The organism is Serratia sp. Tan611, assembly GCF_905188235.1.
Lineage (GTDB): Bacteria > Pseudomonadota > Gammaproteobacteria > Enterobacterales > Enterobacteriaceae > Serratia_B > Serratia_B rhizosphaerae.
On the sequence record NZ_LR994655.1, the window covers coordinates 3,953,928 to 3,971,248 of the forward strand.

Annotated in this window: 17 protein-coding genes and 1 pseudogene; 9 read left to right on the top strand and 9 right to left on the bottom strand. The window is 54.9% G+C overall.

Going from position 1 to position 17,321, the window contains the following annotated elements; genetic code table 11:
- Positions 1 to 66 precede the first annotated feature (66 nt).
- The 4 genes from TAN611_RS18630 to TAN611_RS18645 form a co-directional block, all read right to left on the bottom strand.
- Positions 67 to 2,223 carry a peptidase domain-containing ABC transporter gene (locus tag TAN611_RS18630; RefSeq protein WP_105232377.1) on the bottom strand — a complete coding sequence of 719 codons (2,157 nt, stop codon included), beginning with the start codon at positions 2,221 to 2,223 and terminating at the stop codon, positions 67 to 69.
- A gap of 22 nt (positions 2,224 to 2,245) precedes the next feature.
- Positions 2,246 to 3,193, bottom strand: a complete 948-nt coding sequence (locus TAN611_RS18635; protein ID WP_203066849.1) for an ABC transporter — start codon at positions 3,191 to 3,193, stop codon at positions 2,246 to 2,248.
- Entirely contained in the window at positions 3,193 to 3,867 is a 675-nt protein-coding gene (locus tag TAN611_RS18640) for a thiol:disulfide interchange protein DsbA/DsbL (protein WP_105233505.1), read from the bottom strand. Before TAN611_RS18640 ends, TAN611_RS18635 begins: the two co-directional genes overlap by 1 nt.
- A gap of 190 nt (positions 3,868 to 4,057) precedes the next feature.
- Complete coding sequence (locus TAN611_RS18645) at positions 4,058 to 4,258, bottom strand: DUF4762 family protein (protein ID WP_105232379.1); 201 nt, start codon at positions 4,256 to 4,258, stop codon at positions 4,058 to 4,060.
- Between the two features lie 476 nt (positions 4,259 to 4,734).
- Between TAN611_RS18645 and TAN611_RS18650 the strand changes: the two genes are divergently transcribed.
- The 3 genes from TAN611_RS18650 (at position 4,735) to lldD (ending at position 8,754) form a co-directional block, all read left to right on the top strand.
- Positions 4,735 to 5,655, top strand: a complete 921-nt coding sequence (locus tag TAN611_RS18650) for a LysR family transcriptional regulator (RefSeq protein WP_105232380.1) — start codon at positions 4,735 to 4,737, stop codon at positions 5,653 to 5,655.
- Positions 5,656 to 5,987: 332 nt separating this feature from the next.
- Positions 5,988 to 7,568, top strand: a complete 1,581-nt coding sequence (locus TAN611_RS18655) for an L-lactate permease (RefSeq protein WP_197950954.1) — start codon at positions 5,988 to 5,990, stop codon at positions 7,566 to 7,568.
- A 46-nt stretch (positions 7,569 to 7,614) separates the two neighbouring features.
- On the top strand, positions 7,615 to 8,754 hold the full coding sequence (gene lldD / locus TAN611_RS18660; protein ID WP_203066850.1) for an FMN-dependent L-lactate dehydrogenase LldD: 1,140 nt from the start codon (positions 7,615 to 7,617) through the stop codon (positions 8,752 to 8,754).
- Positions 8,755 to 8,789: 35 nt separating this feature from the next.
- Here lldD and actS read toward each other — a convergent pair whose 3' ends face one another.
- The gene (actS, locus tag TAN611_RS18665) at positions 8,790 to 9,545 is read right to left on the bottom strand and encodes an amidase activator ActS (protein ID WP_105232383.1); all 756 of its coding nucleotides are present in this window, start codon (positions 9,543 to 9,545) and stop codon (positions 8,790 to 8,792) included.
- A 179-nt stretch (positions 9,546 to 9,724) separates the two neighbouring features.
- Between actS and TAN611_RS18670 the strand changes: the two genes are divergently transcribed.
- Positions 9,725 to 10,363 (top strand): glutathione S-transferase family protein, encoded by a 639-nt coding sequence (locus TAN611_RS18670; RefSeq protein ID WP_203066851.1) that lies wholly within the window; start codon positions 9,725 to 9,727, stop codon positions 10,361 to 10,363.
- 45 nt (positions 10,364 to 10,408) lie between these two features.
- On the opposite strand, the gene TAN611_RS18675 is transcribed toward TAN611_RS18670, so the two are convergent.
- Both TAN611_RS18675 and TAN611_RS18680 read right to left on the bottom strand, forming a co-directional pair.
- Positions 10,409 to 11,848 carry a heavy metal sensor histidine kinase gene (locus tag TAN611_RS18675; protein ID WP_105232385.1) on the bottom strand — a complete coding sequence of 480 codons (1,440 nt, stop codon included), beginning with the start codon at positions 11,846 to 11,848 and terminating at the stop codon, positions 10,409 to 10,411.
- Entirely contained in the window at positions 11,845 to 12,516 is a 672-nt protein-coding gene (locus tag TAN611_RS18680; RefSeq protein WP_203066852.1) for a heavy metal response regulator transcription factor, read from the bottom strand. Before TAN611_RS18680 ends, TAN611_RS18675 begins: the two co-directional genes overlap by 4 nt.
- A 139-nt stretch (positions 12,517 to 12,655) precedes the next feature.
- On the opposite strand from TAN611_RS18680, the gene TAN611_RS18685 reads away from it, so the two are divergent.
- The 3 genes from TAN611_RS18685 to TAN611_RS18695 are packed head-to-tail and all read left to right on the top strand — an operon-like array spanning position 12,656 to position 14,659.
- Entirely contained in the window at positions 12,656 to 13,279 is a 624-nt protein-coding gene (locus TAN611_RS18685; protein WP_203066853.1) for a DUF5666 domain-containing protein, read from the top strand.
- A 14-nt stretch (positions 13,280 to 13,293) separates the two neighbouring features.
- Complete coding sequence (locus TAN611_RS18690) at positions 13,294 to 13,902, top strand: cytochrome b/b6 domain-containing protein (RefSeq protein WP_203066854.1); 609 nt, start codon at positions 13,294 to 13,296, stop codon at positions 13,900 to 13,902.
- Entirely contained in the window at positions 13,892 to 14,659 is a 768-nt protein-coding gene (locus TAN611_RS18695; protein ID WP_203066855.1) for a molybdopterin-dependent oxidoreductase, read from the top strand. The genes TAN611_RS18690 and TAN611_RS18695 overlap by 11 nt, the downstream gene beginning before the upstream one ends.
- A gap of 150 nt (positions 14,660 to 14,809) precedes the next feature.
- On the opposite strand, the gene TAN611_RS18700 is transcribed toward TAN611_RS18695, so the two are convergent.
- Positions 14,810 to 15,136 carry a DUF1493 family protein gene (locus tag TAN611_RS18700; protein ID WP_111736530.1) on the bottom strand — a complete coding sequence of 109 codons (327 nt, stop codon included), beginning with the start codon at positions 15,134 to 15,136 and terminating at the stop codon, positions 14,810 to 14,812.
- Positions 15,130 to 15,240, bottom strand: a pseudogene (locus TAN611_RS23735) (STM2901 family protein); the annotation flags it as partial. The gene TAN611_RS18700 and the pseudogene TAN611_RS23735, both read right to left, overlap by 7 nt.
- Positions 15,241 to 15,672: 432 nt before the next feature.
- Here TAN611_RS23735 and TAN611_RS18705 point away from each other — a divergent pair.
- Entirely contained in the window at positions 15,673 to 16,899 is a 1,227-nt protein-coding gene (locus TAN611_RS18705) for a tyrosine-type recombinase/integrase (RefSeq protein ID WP_203066856.1), read from the top strand.
- A gap of 164 nt (positions 16,900 to 17,063) precedes the next feature.
- Positions 17,064 to 17,309: a hypothetical protein gene (locus tag TAN611_RS18710; RefSeq protein WP_121535418.1), complete on the top strand. Its 246-nt coding sequence runs from the start codon at positions 17,064 to 17,066 to the stop codon at positions 17,307 to 17,309.
- Positions 17,310 to 17,321: the final 12 nt, after the last annotated feature.

Below are 17,321 nucleotides of genomic sequence, written 5' to 3' on the forward strand. Positions count from 1 at the left end.
CCACAATGGCCATCGCCAGTAACAGCAGCAGCGCAAGAGCAGCTTTGCGATTTTTTCGTAACGGCATCAGCAGACCTCTCCGCACGGTATCGGCGAGGGTGCCGGCCGCACTGCTGATGACGTCATCGTCTCTATCCGGCCTTCCGCCATACGGTAAATCCGGTCAAACTTCGGCAGCACGCTTTCGCTGTGCGTCACCGTAATCAGCGTTTTTCCCTGCTCGCGACAGTGCGCCAGCAGGGTGTCCATCACCTGCTGAGCCGTCTCTTCATCCAGATTGGCGGTAGGCTCATCCAGTACCAGAACCGGACGGCCGCTGTACATGGCGCGCGCCAGCAGCAGCCGCTGGCGCTGCCCCAGCGACAGGCCGGCGTGACTTTCACGAATCAGCGCGTTCATGCCGCCCGGCAGCCTGGCGATCGCCGGTTCCAGGTTAAGCCCTCGCAGAGAGCGCTCAATCTCGGCTCTCCGGCCTTCATCAAAATCTTCATCAAACAGCGTGATATTTTGTAGAACAGAGGCGTTAAACAAAATATCCTCCTGGCTCTGCAGGAAAAACAGCGCGTGTGCCTGGTGATAGTCAATCGGGCCGTCATCCACGACGATATCGCCCTGCTGGGGAGGAATCAGGCCGCACATCACTTTCAACAGCGTACTTTTACCCGCACCGGACTCCCCGACAATGGCAATGCTTTCCCCCCGCCGCAGCGAAAACGACAGGCCCTGCAGCACCGGCTGCTGGGCATCATAGGCGAACACGATATCGTGGTACCCCAGGCTGCGGATAAACGGCGGCACGGCCGCTGGAACCGACGATGCCCCAGCCGACGTCGTCTCCCCCACAGGGAATAAGTCGCGCGCACGCTTATCTATCACGTGCAGCTGGTTTTTTTGCAAAATGGCAAAGAAGATTTTGGTGATATACGAGGTAAAAATCTCACGCACGAAGCTGTAGGCAAAAAACTCCCCCAGGCTTAACGCGCCGCTCTTTAGCAAAGGCAGAGCCAGCAACATAAAGAACACCATCTCCAGGCTGCCGATCAGCTGATAGATACTGCCCTTGATCTGCTCATAAACTTTCTGCTTTTGCCGGCAGGTGAACAGCGACAGCGCATACTGGGCAAACGCCCCTTTGCGCAGGCTGGCCAGCCCGGCGGATTTGATGGTGGAGAATCCCTGAATGGTCTCCAGAATAAAGTCGCTCTGTTCGGCGCTTTTTTCCTGCAGCTGCTGGGTATAGTAACGGTCGCGGTAAATGGCCCATACGCTGACCAGCCCCATCATCGTCACGCCGACGACGGATACCAGCGCCAGAAGCGGGCTCATATAGCACATCACTCCCAGCGCGATCGCCCCGACGATCCAGTCGGTACGCAGGCCGTTATCCAGCTCTATCTTTTGCCCAGCGGCCGACTGCCAGTTAGCAAAACGGCTGAATATTTCGCCGGGCGCGCGTTTATCAAAAAAGTTTAACGAGTTGGCTAACAGCCGGGAAAAACCGGCCACGCTGTTGAGCACCACGAACCGTTTGATAAAGCGTTCGGTAATCAGCCTTACACCAAAGGCCAGTGAGGTGGAGATAACAAACGCCAACAGGTAATAAAAATAGGGGAAATCGGTCTCGCCGGCGCTTGAAAAAACGTCATTAATCGCGCTGCTGACCATCACCGGCATAATAAACAGCGTAAGAGATATCAGAAACGCCAGCGTCATCAGGCGATAGATGCCCGGCAGACGCGAGGTTTCCTGCATGCTCATACACTCCAGCGCGCTGAAACGCTGGCTGCGCTTCACACCGGCCAGCGCCGCGGCATCCGGCGGCGTTTCATGATCCAGCACCAGCGCATAGCCGCTGATTTCCTGTTTGAGCGCCTCCAGCGGCAGTAACTGCTGACCGATCGCCGGATTCATCACGCAGACGTGGTTGCCTTTACGATAGGCCAACAGAACGTAATGGCTGGCGCCGTAGTGTAAGATCGCCGGCAGCGGCAGCTCCGCCAGTTCCTGGTGCTCAAAGGATACCGGATAGGCTGGAATAGCCAATTCGCCGAGGATGGTGGTTAAGGTCGCCAGCGACATGCCGTGCTGGGAGGCAGGAAAACGCGTGCGCAACGCTTCCAGTGGCGCATCAATTCCCTGTGTTTCCGCCAGCATCGCAATACAGGCCAGGCCGCATTCGTTGGTTTCGCTTTGAAACACCTGCGTCGGGATTATCTTTTCCATGATCTTTTTTTACAGTTCCAGGTTATTCATTGATAAAAAACAACGAATGCGCATGCCAGAGCATCCAGGCTTCAGGGCGCTGTCGCAATGCGGTCTCAATAACCGTCGGCAACGCCTGCTGCAGTGCACCGGCCTCTACCGGCGGGAAAATATGAATCCTGATGCCGCGGTCATAGTAGAGGTAATAAAACACCACGCTGGCGGACAGCGCGCGCGCCAAACGCACCACGCCGCTGTGCACATTGGCAGGACGGTCAAACAATCGGCAAGGGAGTTTCGCCGTACGGGCACGGTTGGTGGTTACCGTATAATCCGGCGTAATATCCGGAAAAATAATGATATTGCGCTGATGGTCGGCCGCCTCCAGCAGCGCGGACGTCAGATTGCCGGCAATGGCGCGGTTATCATCATGGATCGAGCAATAGTCCAGATTAACGCCGCCCTGCCTGCGCGCCTGTTCCTGATATACCTCAGCGCCGGACGAGACGATCACCGTCGCTTTGCCGGGAAACACCTCGCCGCCCACCATCCCCGCCAGAATGTCGGAAACCATGTGCAGCGGCGCCAGTATCACTGGGGAACCGGCAGCATGCAGCGGCGAGACAACCTGATTCAGCTGGGCGCTGCAGGACGCCATCTGCGCCAGCAGTTGACGATTACGTCCGTAGGTCGCCGCCAACTCCAACACCTGCCGGCGACGCATCTGACGAATAAAGTCTACCTGCGGCCCGTCGCCTAGCAGGGAACGCTGATTGGCGCGCGCCACAGCGGCACGCCCCCGCAGTCCGCGATTGACGAACGGCAGCCAGCGGCTGGCCTCGCTCACCGCCAATGCCAGACGGTAATCGGTATGCCGCAGTATCAGACACAGCAGTCGGGCGCGCAGCCAAAGCACCCGATGCCACTGGCCGATCGCACGGTCCCACAGGTTACAGGCGCTCAGGTAGACCCATACCGCAAAGAAACGCATTACGGTTCCTGCGGGCTATCGTTTTTCAGCAGCGACAGCAACTTTTTGCTAAAGGTAGGAAAATCGCTATCCTGCTGAGCCAACCATTTTTTATTGACGATAAAACTCGGCGTCGCGTTCACTTTGTAGTAACTGCTCACCGCCGTCATATAAGCCAACAGGTCCTTGACCTCCTGCGACTGGCTGGCGCTGCGATAGTCAGTTCGATCGATACCGTTATCCAGCAGCCACTGCCCCAACTGCGCCGGGTCGCTGAGATCCTGGCGTTCTTTGATAATCGCCTGGTAGGCGCTTTCACGGTATTTATCTTCCAGTCCCATCACCGACAGCGTGGCGAACAGCGGCGCATAGGCGGACAGACCGCTGTTTTGCGGGTTGCCGATATGCAGGCGGACAAGTTTGCTGCCTGCCGGCAGCTGAGCCTCAAGGTCTTTCACATTGTTTTCATTGACCGCGCAGTAGTGGCAGCCATAAGAGAAGATCTCGACAATCGCATTGTCATCGGTTAACGGACTGTTTTTAATCTGCTCATCGCTGATAAACGTCAGCGCCGGTGCGTCATCGTCACTATGCGCACCCATCACAAAATAATGAATGTAAGCTGTCGTGATCAGTGAGGAGATAATAATAATAAATAATGTATATACGATAAAATAAAGTGGTTTTTTCAACATAATCATTCATCCTGAAAATTAACGCAGATCCATCACACTAAAAATGACAGGCTATCCTGTTATTTTTAGAATAAAACATACTGCGCATATGTTTTGAAATTCTGCAACACAAAAACCGGATGCAGCTAAAACACGCCGCATCCGTATAAACTTTAATTCACTGATATGAATTGATATCAGACAATATCAATTAGCCATCCCCACGGCACTGGTTTTCGTCGACTGCCGGGATAGATGTCTGGTGTATCTTACCGTATTTATCAGTACAGGAACGCACCAGGGTGCACACCTTGCTTGGATCGGTGCCAATCCATTCAAAACTGTCCGTGCAATTTTTTTTGCACTTACCGCCAATCACCGCTTCCGCTGCCGACAGGGTTACTTTTTTCATTGCTATATCCTTATGTTTAACTGCTACAAATTTACCATTGCTTCATCCTGAGGGGGATGATTATTTTCAATAAGCGTGGAAATAAGCCACATTTATTAAAATGTAGTTTCCTATTCATGGAGTTCTTCACATATAAAATCTGAGAGAAGAATAACCATCGAGAATAGGTAGATCAATAAGATTTTCATCTAATCATTACATCATGACTCAATTTAACATGAGGCAATAACAGGATATTTCTCGGTTTCTGTCAGTTTAGTGGGGAAAAAATAAACCATACATATATTTATGATTATATATCACATAAATGTCATTGCAGGATAACTCTTATATAATCCTGATGAATCTTGGGATGCGATCTGCTCCGACCAGTACCTCAACTCAATCCGCCTAAAACTTACTCCATAACGGTTTGTTTCCCCGCCGTCAGCCCGTACACTATTCGCAACAGCATTTATACAGGACAGTCGGTCGCTATGTTGCCAACCCATGAATACGCCAACGACCTGATACTCTTTGCGCTTATCGTCGATTGCGGCTCATTCAGCAAAGCGGCGGAAAGCGCCGGTATCACCAGCTCAGTCATCAGTAAACGTATCGGCAAGTTGGAGAAATCTCTCGGCGCCCGCCTGCTGTATCGCACCACCCGTAGCCTGACGCCAACCGAAAGCGGCGCGATGCTATACCATCACGCCAAAACCCTGAGCGCGCAAATGCAGGAGGCGCTGTATGCGGTCAGTGAAAAAAGCGAAGCGCTGACCGGCACCATACGAATGTCGGTGCCCACCATTTCCGGCGAACTGCTGCTCAGCGAAAGCGTCGCCGAATTTTGCGCGCAGCATCCTGAGCTCAAGGTCGAAATGCGATTGGAAAATCGCTTTGTCGATCTGGTCAACGAAGGCATCGATTTAGCGATACGCACCGGCACCATGCCCGACTCCAGCCTGATCGCCAGGCACATTCTGGACTCGCGCTGGGTGATCGTCTGTTCCCCGGCCTACCTTGAACAACACCCGCAGCCGCAAACCACCGCCGATCTGTTGGCGCATAACTGTCTGACCTATACCTATCAAGAAAGCGGCACCGCCAACTGGCTGGTCAAACAGCCCGGCCACGACGATATTCAGGAACTGCAGGTCAACGGCAATCTTTCCGCCAATAATGCCCGCGCCATTCGCAAAGCGGTGATCGCCGGGCATGGCATCGCGATGGTTCCCCGCTGCATGGTGTATGAGGATTTGCAGGATGAAAAACTGATGGAAATACTAAATGGCCACTGTGGAAAAGTGCTCGGCGTCTATGCCGTTTACCCCTACACCCGTAATTTACCGTTAAAAACCCGTCTGCTGATCGAACATATCATTGGTAGTTATAAAAGAATCAGCCATTATTTTTGAAGGACGTCACGTTATCAGCCGCCATTCTGGCAGCGGTGAGCGTTCGATTAGGTGATTTTAGGCGATAATCTATGGCTGATTAACGCCTAATAAATGTGACCACGCGCCTTTATCACACAATACCCCACGTTAACCTAATGATTTAAATCATAATAAAACACGCACACTTTCTCTTCTCATTCCAGCCGAATGCTCTGTTCTGTCCGTTCTACAATTGTTGCAAAAATGCAACGTAGAACATCGAATAATGTTGTGATTAGAATAATACCGTCGCAAACATTGACGATTTCCGATCGCCCTACCGCATAAAAATAATAATCGCTGAGGATCCTATGTCCCTGTTTTTCAGTATCGCTCCGATCATCTTATTGATATGGATGATGACGAAACACCAAGGCGTCCCCGCTTATATCGCTCTGCCGTTAACCGCCCTTGTGGTCTATGCTTTACAGCTGCTGTGGTTCAACGGCGACTTGCTCCTATTACATGCCAATGTGATTACCGCGCTGGTTGCGGTTTTCACCCCGATTACCATTATCGCCGGCGCCATTTTGCTCAATAAACTGATGCAAATCAGCGGGGCGGAAAACGTGGTGCGCAACTGGCTGGAAAATATCAGCCCCAACCCTGTCGCCCAGCTAATGATCATCGGCTGGGCGTTTGCTTTTATGATTGAGGGCGCCAGCGGCTTCGGCACGCCGGCCGCTATCGCCGCGCCGATTCTGGTTGGGCTGGGGTTTAATCCGCTGCGCGTTGCTATCCTGACGCTGGTGATGAACTCGGTGCCGGTCTCTTTCGGCGCCGTGGGCACCCCGACCTGGTTCGGCTTTGCCAACCTGGGGCTGAGCGACGCCGACCTGCTGGAGATCGGCCGCCAAACCGCGTTAATCCACACCGTCGCCGGCCTGGTTATTCCGCTTCTGGCACTGCGCTTTATCGTTTCCTGGCGGCAGATCCGTCAAAACCTGCCGTTTATCCTGCTGAGTGCGCTGAGCTGCACGCTACCTTACCTGTTGCTGGCGCAGGTTAACTACGAATTTCCGGCACTGCTGGGCGGCGCCATCGGCCTGGCATTATCGGTGTTGCTGGCCCGCGCCAATATCGGCTTGACGCGCGACAGAACCCCGTCCGCCGCTCAGCCGGTACCCTTTGGCCAAGTACTTAAAGCCATGGCGCCGACGCTGCTGCTGATAGTGATTCTGATCGTCACGCGCATCCACCAACTGGGGCTGAAATCCCTGCTTAACAGCAGCGCCCTGCTGTGGCAGGGCAGCCTGGGATGGTTCGGTGAACTCAGCATCAGCAAGGCGCTGATTATTGAACTGCAGCAGGTATTGGGCACCAGCGCCCAGGCCAGTTATAAAACGCTGTACGTGCCGGCCCTGATTCCTTTCCTGCTGGTGGTGTTACTCGCCATTCCGCTGTTCAGATTAAGTGGGCAACAGGTACATCGGATCTTCGGTGATACCACCCGCAGTATCGGCAAGCCGTTTATCGCCCTGCTCGGTGCGCTGATTATGGTCAATCTGTTGATGCTGGGCGGGGATAACGCGCCGGTGATGATTATCGGCAGAGCGCTGGCCGATACCACCGGTGCCAGCTGGCTGCTGTTTTCCGCCCTTCTCGGCGCACTCGGCTCGTTCTTCTCCGGTTCGAATACCGTCTCCAACCTGACATTTGGCGGTATTCAGCACTCCATCGCCGTCAGCAGCGGTTTAAACGTCAACCTGACGCTGGCATTGCAGTCCGTAGGCGGCGCGATGGGCAATATGATTTGCCTGAACAATATCATCGCCGTCTGCTCAATCCTCGGCATTACTCAGGCCGAGGGCAAGATCATCAGAAAAACCATATTGCCCATGCTGGTTTATGGCGCAATCGCCGCCGGCATGGCGCTGATACTGGCATTCTGAGCGAATCACAGTAAGTTTAAGTTAACGATAAAGTAAGGGACGCATTATGATCATCTCCGCTTCAACCGACTACCGGGCCGCAGCACAGGCAAAACTTCCGCCTTTTCTGTTCCACTACATTGATGGCGGAGCCTATGCTGAACACACGCTACAGCGCAACACGGCGGATCTGGCCGATATCGCCCTGCGCCAGCGCGTGCTGCGCAACATGTCCGAGCTAAGCCTGGAAACCACCCTGTTCGGCGAGAAACTGGCGATGCCGGTGGCGCTGGCGCCCGTCGGCCTGACCGGCATGTACGCACGGCGCGGTGAAGTGCAGGCGGCGCGCGCGGCCGCCAACAAGGGCATTCCCTTCACGCTGTCGACCGTCTCGGTCTGCCCGATCGAAGAGGTGGCGCCGGCCATCAACCGGCCGATGTGGTTTCAGCTGTATGTGCTGAAAGATCGCGGATTTATGCGCAACGCGCTGGAGCGGGCGCAGGCGGCCGGAGTTAAAACCCTGGTGTTCACCGTCGATATGCCGGTTCCCGGCGCGCGCTACCGCGATGCGCACTCCGGCATGAGCGGCCCGAACGCCGCCATGCGCCGAATCTTACAGGCGATGACCCACCCACAGTGGGCGTGGGATGTCGGTATCAACGGTAAACCGCACGACCTTGGCAACGTCTCCGCCTATCGCGGTACGCCAACCAGCCTGGAGGACTATATCGGCTGGCTCGGCGCCAACTTCGATCCGTCGATTTCCTGGAAAGATCTGGAGTGGATCCGCGAGTTCTGGCAGGGGCCGATGATCATTAAAGGCATTCTTGATCCTGAAGACGCCAAAGACGCCGTACGCTTCGGCGCTGACGGTATTGTGGTCTCCAACCACGGCGGCCGCCAGCTGGATGGCGTTCTTTCCACCGCTCGCGCTCTGCCGGCGATTGCCGATGCGGTCAAAGGCGATATCACCATTCTGACCGACTCCGGCATCCGCAACGGGCTGGATGTGGTGCGGATGATTGCGCTGGGCGCCGACAGCGTCCTGCTGGGGCGCGCCTTCGTGTACGCGCTGGCGGCGGCCGGCGAAGCCGGAGTGGCGAACCTGCTGGATCTGATTGATAAAGAAATGCGGGTCGCGATGACGCTGACCGGCGCCAAAACCATCGGCGAGATCACCCGGGATTCGCTGGTCAAAACGCTGTAAGTAAAAAGGGCCGGCGTAATTGCCGGCCCTTTCGTTTAACAGGAAGGAGCACGCCCCTGAGGCGGTAAATAACGTAGCGGATCCAGCGCCGTCGCGCGATAGCGAATCTGGAAATGCAGGCGGACAGAATTGGCGCCGCTGCTGCCCATGGTGGCAATTTTCTGCCCGGCTTTCACATCCTGCCCGTTACGCACCAGCGTAGTGTCGTTATGCGCATAGGCCGAAATAAAATCTTCACCATGCTTAATCATGATCAGGTTGCCGTAACCGCGCAGTTGGTTGCCGACATACACCACTTTGCCCTTGGAGCTGGCGTAAACCGGCTGCCCGCGGCGGCCCGCAATATCGATACCCTTATTACCACCGTCAGAGGTTGAGAAGCGGGCAACGATCTTGCCATCGGTCGGCCAACGCCAGCAGCGTGAGACGCCCGGCGGAGGCGTACTCTTCGTCAGCACGCTGCCGGAAGAGCGACCGCCGGATTTGCGGCTTGTGCTTTTCGCCGTCGTGCCGGGGCTGACTTTTAATTTTTGCCCGACGGCCAGACTATAAGGCGGACGGATATTGTTGGTGCGCGCCAGCGTGCTGACGTCATTGCCGGTAATCCAGGCGATGTAATACAGCGTATCGCCACGCTGGACGGTATAGGTACTGCCGCTGTAGCTGCCTTTAGGCAATTTATCATAATCACGGTTGTAGTTATTTTTGCCTGAGCAGCCCGCCAACAGCAGGCCAAGCGTCAGACACACCGCCAGACGGCGCCACGCCGCAGATATATTCCCTCTGCTCAAAACCTATCCTCAATCAGCCGTATGTCAATAATGGTATACGCAAGGTGCATAATAACCGTCTATGTTAACACCTGAAAACGGGCAGTCAAAAAGCAGGCTTTCCCGCCATCATTCTATTTTCGACTTTTCTAATGGAGCGCTCCCGTTAGCGTACATCAATTGGCAAGAAGGACAGATTCATGCTGGAAGTTTGGGGAAGAAAGAGCTCATCCAATGTACAGGCGCTTATGTGGTGCATTGGCGAGCTGGGTTTACCGTATCAAAGACATGACGTCGGGCACCGATTCGGCGGCACGGACAGCGACGAATTTTATGCGCTGAACCCGAACCGTACCATCCCCGTACTCCGAGATGGCGACCTCCCGCCGCTGTGGGAAACCGGCGCCATCCTGCGCTATCTGGCAAACCGTTATGCGCCGGACGAATTCTGGCCCGCCGACTTAATCGCCAGAACCAATGTAGACCGCTGGATGGAATGGTCAAAACTGAACGTAGCGCTGCTGTTTACCGCGCCGATCTTTTGGCGCGTGGTGCGTACGCCCGCAGCTGAACGCGATCCCGCCGCGATCGACCAAGCGCTGCAGGCCTTTGAGAACAAACTGATGATTGCCGAACAGCGCCTCGCAGGCCAGACGTTTTTGGCTGGCGACACATTTTCCGCCGCAGATATCCAATTCGGGCACGTGCTGTATCGTTACTACGATATAGACATCGGCCGACAACCACTGCCAAACCTGCGCAGCTACTACGATCGGCTGACGGAACGCCCCGCCTTCCGCGAACACGTTATGGTGTCTTACGAAGCATTAAGGGCTTAATACGTCGTTAGCCGAAGGGAAACGGCGCATGACGGGAGCCGGTTTTTACCCTCTCCCGTCATGCGCCTCCTGCGGATTTGCCGGAAATAGCAGGCTGAACACGATTTGGGCGGCCGGCGGCTGCGGGTAACACTGGGCACAGGCCTCGCCACCGTGCAACGTCATGATGGCGCGTACAATTGACAGCCCAAGCCCGCTGGCTTGGCTGCTGCGTGCGGCGTCAGCACGATAGAACCGGTCGAACAGTTTATCCAGGTGTGCGGCGTCGATTGGCGCCCCCTGATTGATCACCCGTACCACGCACGCGTCACCCTCCGTCCCGGCCCGCAGTATTATTTGGCTGTTCCCATCGGCATAACGCACCGCATTGGCGACCAGATTGCTCAGCGCCCGCTGAAAAAGCATGGCATCGGCCCACAGCCGCCCGCCCCCTTGGCAAGTCAGCTGAATACCACGCTCTTCTGCCAAGCCTTCAAAGTAATCAGCCACCCGCTGCAGCTCCGCCGCCATATCCAGCGTGCGGTAATTCAGCGCGGATTGCGCGTTGCCGGCACGGGCCAGAAACAGAATATTCTCCACCATGCGTGAGATACGCTCCAATTCCTCCATATTGGTGGAGAGCAGGGTTTCATACTCTTCCACGCTGCGGGGCTGGTACAGGGCCACCTGACACTGGCCCATCAGAGCGCCTACCGGCGTGCGGATCTCATGCGCCAGATCGGCGGAGAACTGCGTCAAGCGCTGATAGCCGTCGTTTATCCGGTCAAGCATGGCGTTGAATGACACTATCAGCTGCCGCAGCTCCTGCGGCGCTCCGTGCTCGCTCAGCCGGGTTGACAGCGTACTGGGCGCGATCGCCGCCGCCTGCGCCGCCATGCGCCTTAGTGGCCGCAGCTCACGGCGCATCACCCAGTATCCCAGCAGCGCAATGAGCGCGAAGGCCATCCCTACCGCCGCCAGCACGCGCCACAGATAACGCGCCAGCATTTTCTGTTCGTTGGCCATCACATGCGCCACCGAAATTTGCAGGACTTTGCCGTCCTCCAGCTTCACCAGCGCCGATGCCAGCCGGATCGGCACGCCCTGCGGCGTCTCCCCGGCGCGCACTGCCTTCAGCCGCTGCGGCTGACCGACCGGCGTTGGCACCACCGATGGCAGCGTCAGCCTGGCCGGGTTAACGTTGATTAACGGTTTTTGCCCCTGCAGCTGGAAGATCAGGACGTCCTGTTCGTTGCCCAGCATATTTTCGAACAACCCGGTATTGGCAACCAGCCGCTCCACTAAAAAGCGCTGACCCAGTAATTTCCGGTAATAGTCGATACGTCCGGTCACCTGCAGATCGCTGCGGTTGACCATTTCCTGACGCATCGCGCCATACAGGTAGCTGCCCGCAGCGCTGACCACCAGCGCCGCCACCACGGCGAACAGGATGGCGCTGCGTAACGTCAGGGACATCGTCCGCCAGCGCCGGGCCAACGTACTCATGGACGCGCCTCGCAGACGTAGCCGATACCGCGCACGGTATGAATCAATTTGATCGCAAATGGCCGGTCGACTTTGGCGCGCAGCCGCTTGATGGCGACATCCACCACGTTGGTATCGCTGTCAAAATTCATATCCCAGACCTGAGAGGCAATCATGGTGCGAGACAGCACCTCCCCCTCCCGCCGCACCAACAGATGCAGCAGCATAAACTCTTTATTGGTCAGCGGAATCAGCGTCTCCTGACGCATCACCTTGCGCCGCAGCACATCGATGTGCAGATCGGCGATCGCGTAGTGATCGGACTCACGCACCGTGCCGCGACGCAGCAGCGTGCGCAGGCGCAGCACCAGTTCGGTAAACGAAAACGGTTTGACCAGGTAATCATCGGCGCCCAGCTCAAGGCCGTGGATCCGGTCCTGCACGCCGTCGCGCGCCGTCAGAAACAGGATCGGCACATCGCTTTTCTTACGCAGCACCTCAATAATCTGCCAGCCATCAATTCCGGGCAGCATCACGTCCAGCACGATGGCATCGTAGCCATGCTCCAACGCCCGGAACAGGCCATCGGTGCCGTTACGCGCCAGATCAACGCCGTATCCGGCCTCCCCCAGCCCCTTTTTCAGGTAATCGCCGGTGCTGGTATCGTCTTCAACCACTAATATGCGCATTCTCACCACCTCACTCTTTCTGCAAACAGAGTAGCAGTTTCAGCCACGCGGCTTGATGACATTAATGTCATCAAACAGACATGGTGCTGTCCCAATCCTTCAACCATGCTTAATCGGCAATCAACCACAGGAGAACATAATGCTTACTCAACGTCGTATTGCCGGTTTACTGCTGTCCAGCCTGCTGATGTGCAGCGGCATCGCCGCCGCCCAAATGCCCGGCAAAGTCATCGCCCCGCTGCGCGGCACTATCGATCAGGTTTCCGATAACAGCCTGCAGCTGACCGACCGTAAAGGGGAAAAAGTCAGCGTGAAACTCAACGACCAGACCAAAGTGCTGAGCGTATCGAAAGGGTCAACCGCCGATATCAAACCCGACAGCTTTATTGGCACCGCCGCCGTCCCGCAGGCCGACGGCAGTTTGAAAGCGCTGGAGGTGCATGTCTTCGCCGCCAGCCTGCGCGGTTCCGGTGAGGGCCACTCCCCTTGGCAATCCGCCGATGGCAAAGTCGATACCATGACCAACGGCACCGTCGGTAAATTGGTGAACGCCAACGGCCGCACCCTGACGGTCAATTACAACAACCAGCAGAAAACCGTCATCGTGCCGGACGGCACGCCGATTGTGACGCTCGATCCCGGCGATCGCAGCCTGCTGAAACCCGGCACGCATATCGTGCTGTTCTCCGCCGCTGACGACAAAGGTGAACGCGTCGCCACGCGCATTTCTGCCGGTAAAGACGGTACCGTGCCGCCGATGTAATGCGGGAGGCCGCGATGAAAGACTCACTGTCGCGACCGGTGCACCGTTGGCCGGTCAGAATCACCCACTGGGTTAATCTGTTTGCCATGACGTGCATGTTTATGAGCGGCTGGGAAATCTACAACGCCTCGCCGCTGTTCGACTTCCGCTTTCCGCCCGCCGTCACGCTCGGCGGCTGGCTGGGCGGCGCCATCGGCTGGCATCTGGCGCTGATGTGGCTGCTGGCGCTCAACGGCCTGTGCTATCTGCTGTGGAGCCTGTTCAGCGGCCATTTTCGTCACGACCTGCTGCCGCTGCGCCTGAGCGCGCTGCGGCGTGATATCTGGCTGGCGCTGACGCTGCGGCTACAACACCGCGACGGCAAATACAATGCGATTCAAAAGCTGATGTATCTCGGCGTGTTGGTGCTCGGCCTGTTGCTGGTGCTCTCCGGGCTGGCGATCTGGAAGCCGGTGCAGCTCTCCTGGCTGGTGGCGCTGTTCGGCGGTTTTGATATCGCGCGCTATGTGCACTTTTTCGCCATGGCGGCGGTCGGGCTGTTTGTCATCATTCACCTGCTGATGGTGATTATCGTACCGCGCACGCTGTGGGCCATGCTGTCAGGAGGTAAACGTGAAGGATAAAAAAACGTCGCCCCGCGCACCAACGCTGGAACCGGATCAGAAAAAACAGCTGGTGAATCTGCAGCGCCGGCTGCTGCTTCGCTCCGGTCTGACCCTGGGCGGCGTGGCGATGCTGACCGGCTGTAATCTGCAAGATGGCGATCAGGTCGATAAAGTGCTGTGGGCGATGTCCCGCTGGAACGATCGGGTCCAGTCCTGGCTGTTCAGCGGACAGCGCCTGGCGCAGACCTACCACCCTGATCAGATCACGCATCCCTTTCCGTTTAACGCCTACTACCCGGAATACAACGTGCCGGAAGTCGATTTGAGCGGTTATCAGTTGGAAGTCTCCGGCAAAGTAGCGAAAACAGCGCCGTGGACCCTCGAACAACTGCAGCGCCTGCCGCAGCAGAGCCAGATCACCCGGTTGATCTGTATAGAGGGCTGGAGTGCGATTGGCCAGTGGGGCGGCGTGCCGCTACGCGTCTTTCTGCAGCATGTTGGCGCCGATCTCAACGCGCGTTACGTCGGTTTTAAATGCGCGGATCGCTACTACTCCAGCATTGATATGGCCACCGCGCTGCATCCGCAAACCATTCTGGCGCTGGATTTTGCCGGTAAGGCGCTGCCGGCGGAATATGGCTACCCCTTGCGGCTACGGGTGCCCACCAAGCTGGGATTTAAAAACGCCAAACATATCGCCGCCATTTTCGTCAGCGACACCAACCCCGGCGGCTATTGGGAAGACCAGGGCTACAACTGGTTCAGCGGGATTTAAAGCGCGGGAGAGGCTTATCGACCAGGAAATTCTGGCAACGTCCATCCAGGGTGCTCTCACCGCCCTTTTTTTGGCCACTTGAACTTACGTTAGCGAACCAAACGATGAGCAAGGAGAGCACCGCTGATGTGCCTAATTCGATAATGAATGTTAATCATACAGCCAGCGACCGGCCTTGGCAGACTCCGCGAACATACGCACGGTAAGAGGTTTTTTGGACTGCTTAACGGGTTTTGTCGTAAACCATTTGCGGAAAAACCATGGGATCGCCCACGGGTAATAACATTCAATATCCAGTATGGACACATCAATATTGAATGTTTCGCTGTACCTATCTATTGCCGGCGCCAAGTCATCTATCTCTGAGAACTCTTGTAAAACGGTATCCAACTCAAGCGGGACAGGCTTCAAACGCAAAGTAGTAACCATGGGCAGTTCTTTACGAAAAAACGCTAAAACATCCTCATCAGTTACCATAACTTGTCACTCCCACGAGCTATCGTGTTGTACTTAACCGTTGCTTTAAATGCAATTGCAGCAATATCGCCGGCAAGAATGCCCCATCCTACAACAGGCACGGCGAAACGCTAGCAGAGCCTGCATATCGTGTGCAGGGACGAAAATCACCATGAACCTGTTTAGTGACATCGGACTTAAATACGCCTTACTGTGAGATTTCTGTGAGTGTTTAGAGCCTGTGGCACGGCTTGGTTTTTCTTGTTGTGCTATCGCGGTAAGACGCTGTAACGGCCGCCAACGGTTTTATATGCTCACAGATCTAACACACCCCTGACGGTAGCAGCTACAGGCATCGTTCAATTGAGCGAAGAGCAGTGCAGATGAGGAATTATCTTTCTGATAGTGCTTACAAGTCAGATAGTTGATTGATAAGAAATGCGTGGAGCGGGTGAAGGGAATCGAACCCTCGTATGCAGCTTGGGAAGCTGCCGTTAATCCATCTCTACATTGTACTTTTCTTGTAACTGATCCTGTGAGAATACAGGAACAGAATCATGGCGATCAAGGGTAATCAGTATCTATATCAAAACAGGGACGGTATTTGGATCTTTCAGGTCTTTGTCCCTACGTATATGCGGGCAATCTGCGAAGGGAAACGAGCCTTCAGGAAAAGCACAGGAACACGGGACTTAGTGCAAGCACGTGATTTTCGTGACCACATGATCATTGAGTTCAACAAGATCAAGAATCAGCTTAAACCTGATACGCCTGATATCCGTGTTCAACGAGGCATAGCCGCCCTTCATTATCTAACCGGAACACAGCCAAAAAGAGCGGCGATTAGTTTACCTACGCCACTGATCAGTGCTGATAACCCGCAGCTTGAGCATGCTCCCCTTACTTTGGCTACGGTCAGGGACGAGTACCTAGCGGAATATCAGGACAAGCGGCAGCTTGCCACACTATCCAAGACACTACTAAGCGTTAACCTATTTCTCGAAACTGTTGGTGTACCAAACATCGCACTGAAGGAAATACGTAGAACACAGGTTTCTGGCTTCATCAAGGAACAGAAGAAAGCTAAATCCTCCCAAACTGTCCAGAACTACCTATCAAGCCTTTCGGCGGTTTATGAGTACGCCCGGCGCTGTTATGACGGTATCCCTGCTGATTGCCCATTCAAAGGCCATGCGTTGGAAGCGAAATCCACCGTCGAGAGCTATGAACCATTTACTATTGAAGAGGCAACAAAACTGCTTAACACGGCAGACGATGAACTGAGGGATGTGATCCTAATCGGACTGTATCAGGGGATGCGGTTGGATGAGATCTGTAGCCTTCGGTGTGTCGATGTGATCAGGGATGGCGGTGGGTTATCGCTCCACATTAGCAAGAGTAAGACCAAGGCGGGGATTCGAACAATTCCGGTGCATTCGCTAATTGTGGGAGTGATAGAAAAGTACTTGAGCCGGGGTAATGAATATCTGTTGCCAAGCGCAAACAGCGTTACTCGAAGCGATGGAAAGAAAGCCCCTTATTTCAGTCAGAGATTTACCCGTCTAAGAAATCGTGTCTTGCCTGCGGCGAGCGATAGGCAATGTTTCCACAGTTTGCGGGGAATGTTCATCACCTGTTTGGATAGGCACAACATAGATGACAGCCGAATAGCGGCCCTTGTAGGCCACACACAGAAGACAATGGCGAAACAAGTTTACAGCCAAGGGGCTGAGCTTGAAGAGTTAAGGAATATCATAGAGTTGGTGAATTATGAGGGCTTGTAATTTGGCTTAGCTAAGGGACTAGGAATTTTACAGAGCTTTACCCATATCCTTCTTGATTTTATTGCTGCGCACTCATACATTTTAACTACATATAGTGCCATGCAACAATTATCATACACTATATGAGCGATTCATTGTGCCCAACTTAAAAAGAGATAATCTCTATGGCAAACTCAAAGAAAACCTCGCAGGACATAGCTAGCAAAGCCGCAAAGGTTCTGGCAAATTCCAACGCATCAGATATCCAAAAAAAATTAGCAGGCTCTGCGCTATCTCAAAGAAGTACGACACATCAAACCGGAAGCGAAATGGAAGACATCGCCTCTAGAGTCCTCAGAAGCTCCAAATACAGTGAGGAAACTAAGGAGCTTGCAGCCTCTGTTCTCTCCCAGTCAAATAAAGACCGTTAAGTCATCCATATT

Excerpts from the sequence above, each read along its gene's own strand:
- TAN611_RS18630 (WP_105232377.1), bottom strand. The coding sequence starts at position 2,223 with ATGGAAAAGATAATCCCGACGCAGGTGTTTCAAAGCGAAACCAACGAA.
- TAN611_RS18635 (WP_203066849.1), bottom strand. The coding sequence starts at position 3,193 with ATGCGTTTCTTTGCGGTATGGGTCTACCTGAGCGCCTGTAACCTGTGG.
- TAN611_RS18640 (WP_105233505.1), bottom strand. The coding sequence starts at position 3,867 with ATGTTGAAAAAACCACTTTATTTTATCGTATATACATTATTTATTATT.
- TAN611_RS18645 (WP_105232379.1), bottom strand. The coding sequence starts at position 4,258 with ATGAAAAAAGTAACCCTGTCGGCAGCGGAAGCGGTGATTGGCGGTAAG.
- TAN611_RS18650 (WP_105232380.1), top strand. The coding sequence starts at position 4,735 with ATGTTGCCAACCCATGAATACGCCAACGACCTGATACTCTTTGCGCTT.
- TAN611_RS18655 (WP_197950954.1), top strand. The coding sequence starts at position 5,988 with ATGTCCCTGTTTTTCAGTATCGCTCCGATCATCTTATTGATATGGATG.
- lldD (WP_203066850.1), top strand. The coding sequence starts at position 7,615 with ATGATCATCTCCGCTTCAACCGACTACCGGGCCGCAGCACAGGCAAAA.
- TAN611_RS18670 (WP_203066851.1), top strand. The coding sequence starts at position 9,725 with ATGCTGGAAGTTTGGGGAAGAAAGAGCTCATCCAATGTACAGGCGCTT.
- TAN611_RS18675 (WP_105232385.1), bottom strand. The coding sequence starts at position 11,848 with ATGAGTACGTTGGCCCGGCGCTGGCGGACGATGTCCCTGACGTTACGC.
- TAN611_RS18680 (WP_203066852.1), bottom strand. The coding sequence starts at position 12,516 with ATGCGCATATTAGTGGTTGAAGACGATACCAGCACCGGCGATTACCTG.
- TAN611_RS18685 (WP_203066853.1), top strand. The coding sequence starts at position 12,656 with ATGCTTACTCAACGTCGTATTGCCGGTTTACTGCTGTCCAGCCTGCTG.
- TAN611_RS18690 (WP_203066854.1), top strand. The coding sequence starts at position 13,294 with ATGAAAGACTCACTGTCGCGACCGGTGCACCGTTGGCCGGTCAGAATC.
- TAN611_RS18700 (WP_111736530.1), bottom strand. The coding sequence starts at position 15,136 with ATGGTAACTGATGAGGATGTTTTAGCGTTTTTTCGTAAAGAACTGCCC.
- TAN611_RS18705 (WP_203066856.1), top strand. The coding sequence starts at position 15,673 with ATGGCGATCAAGGGTAATCAGTATCTATATCAAAACAGGGACGGTATT.
- TAN611_RS18710 (WP_121535418.1), top strand. The coding sequence starts at position 17,064 with ATGGCAAACTCAAAGAAAACCTCGCAGGACATAGCTAGCAAAGCCGCA.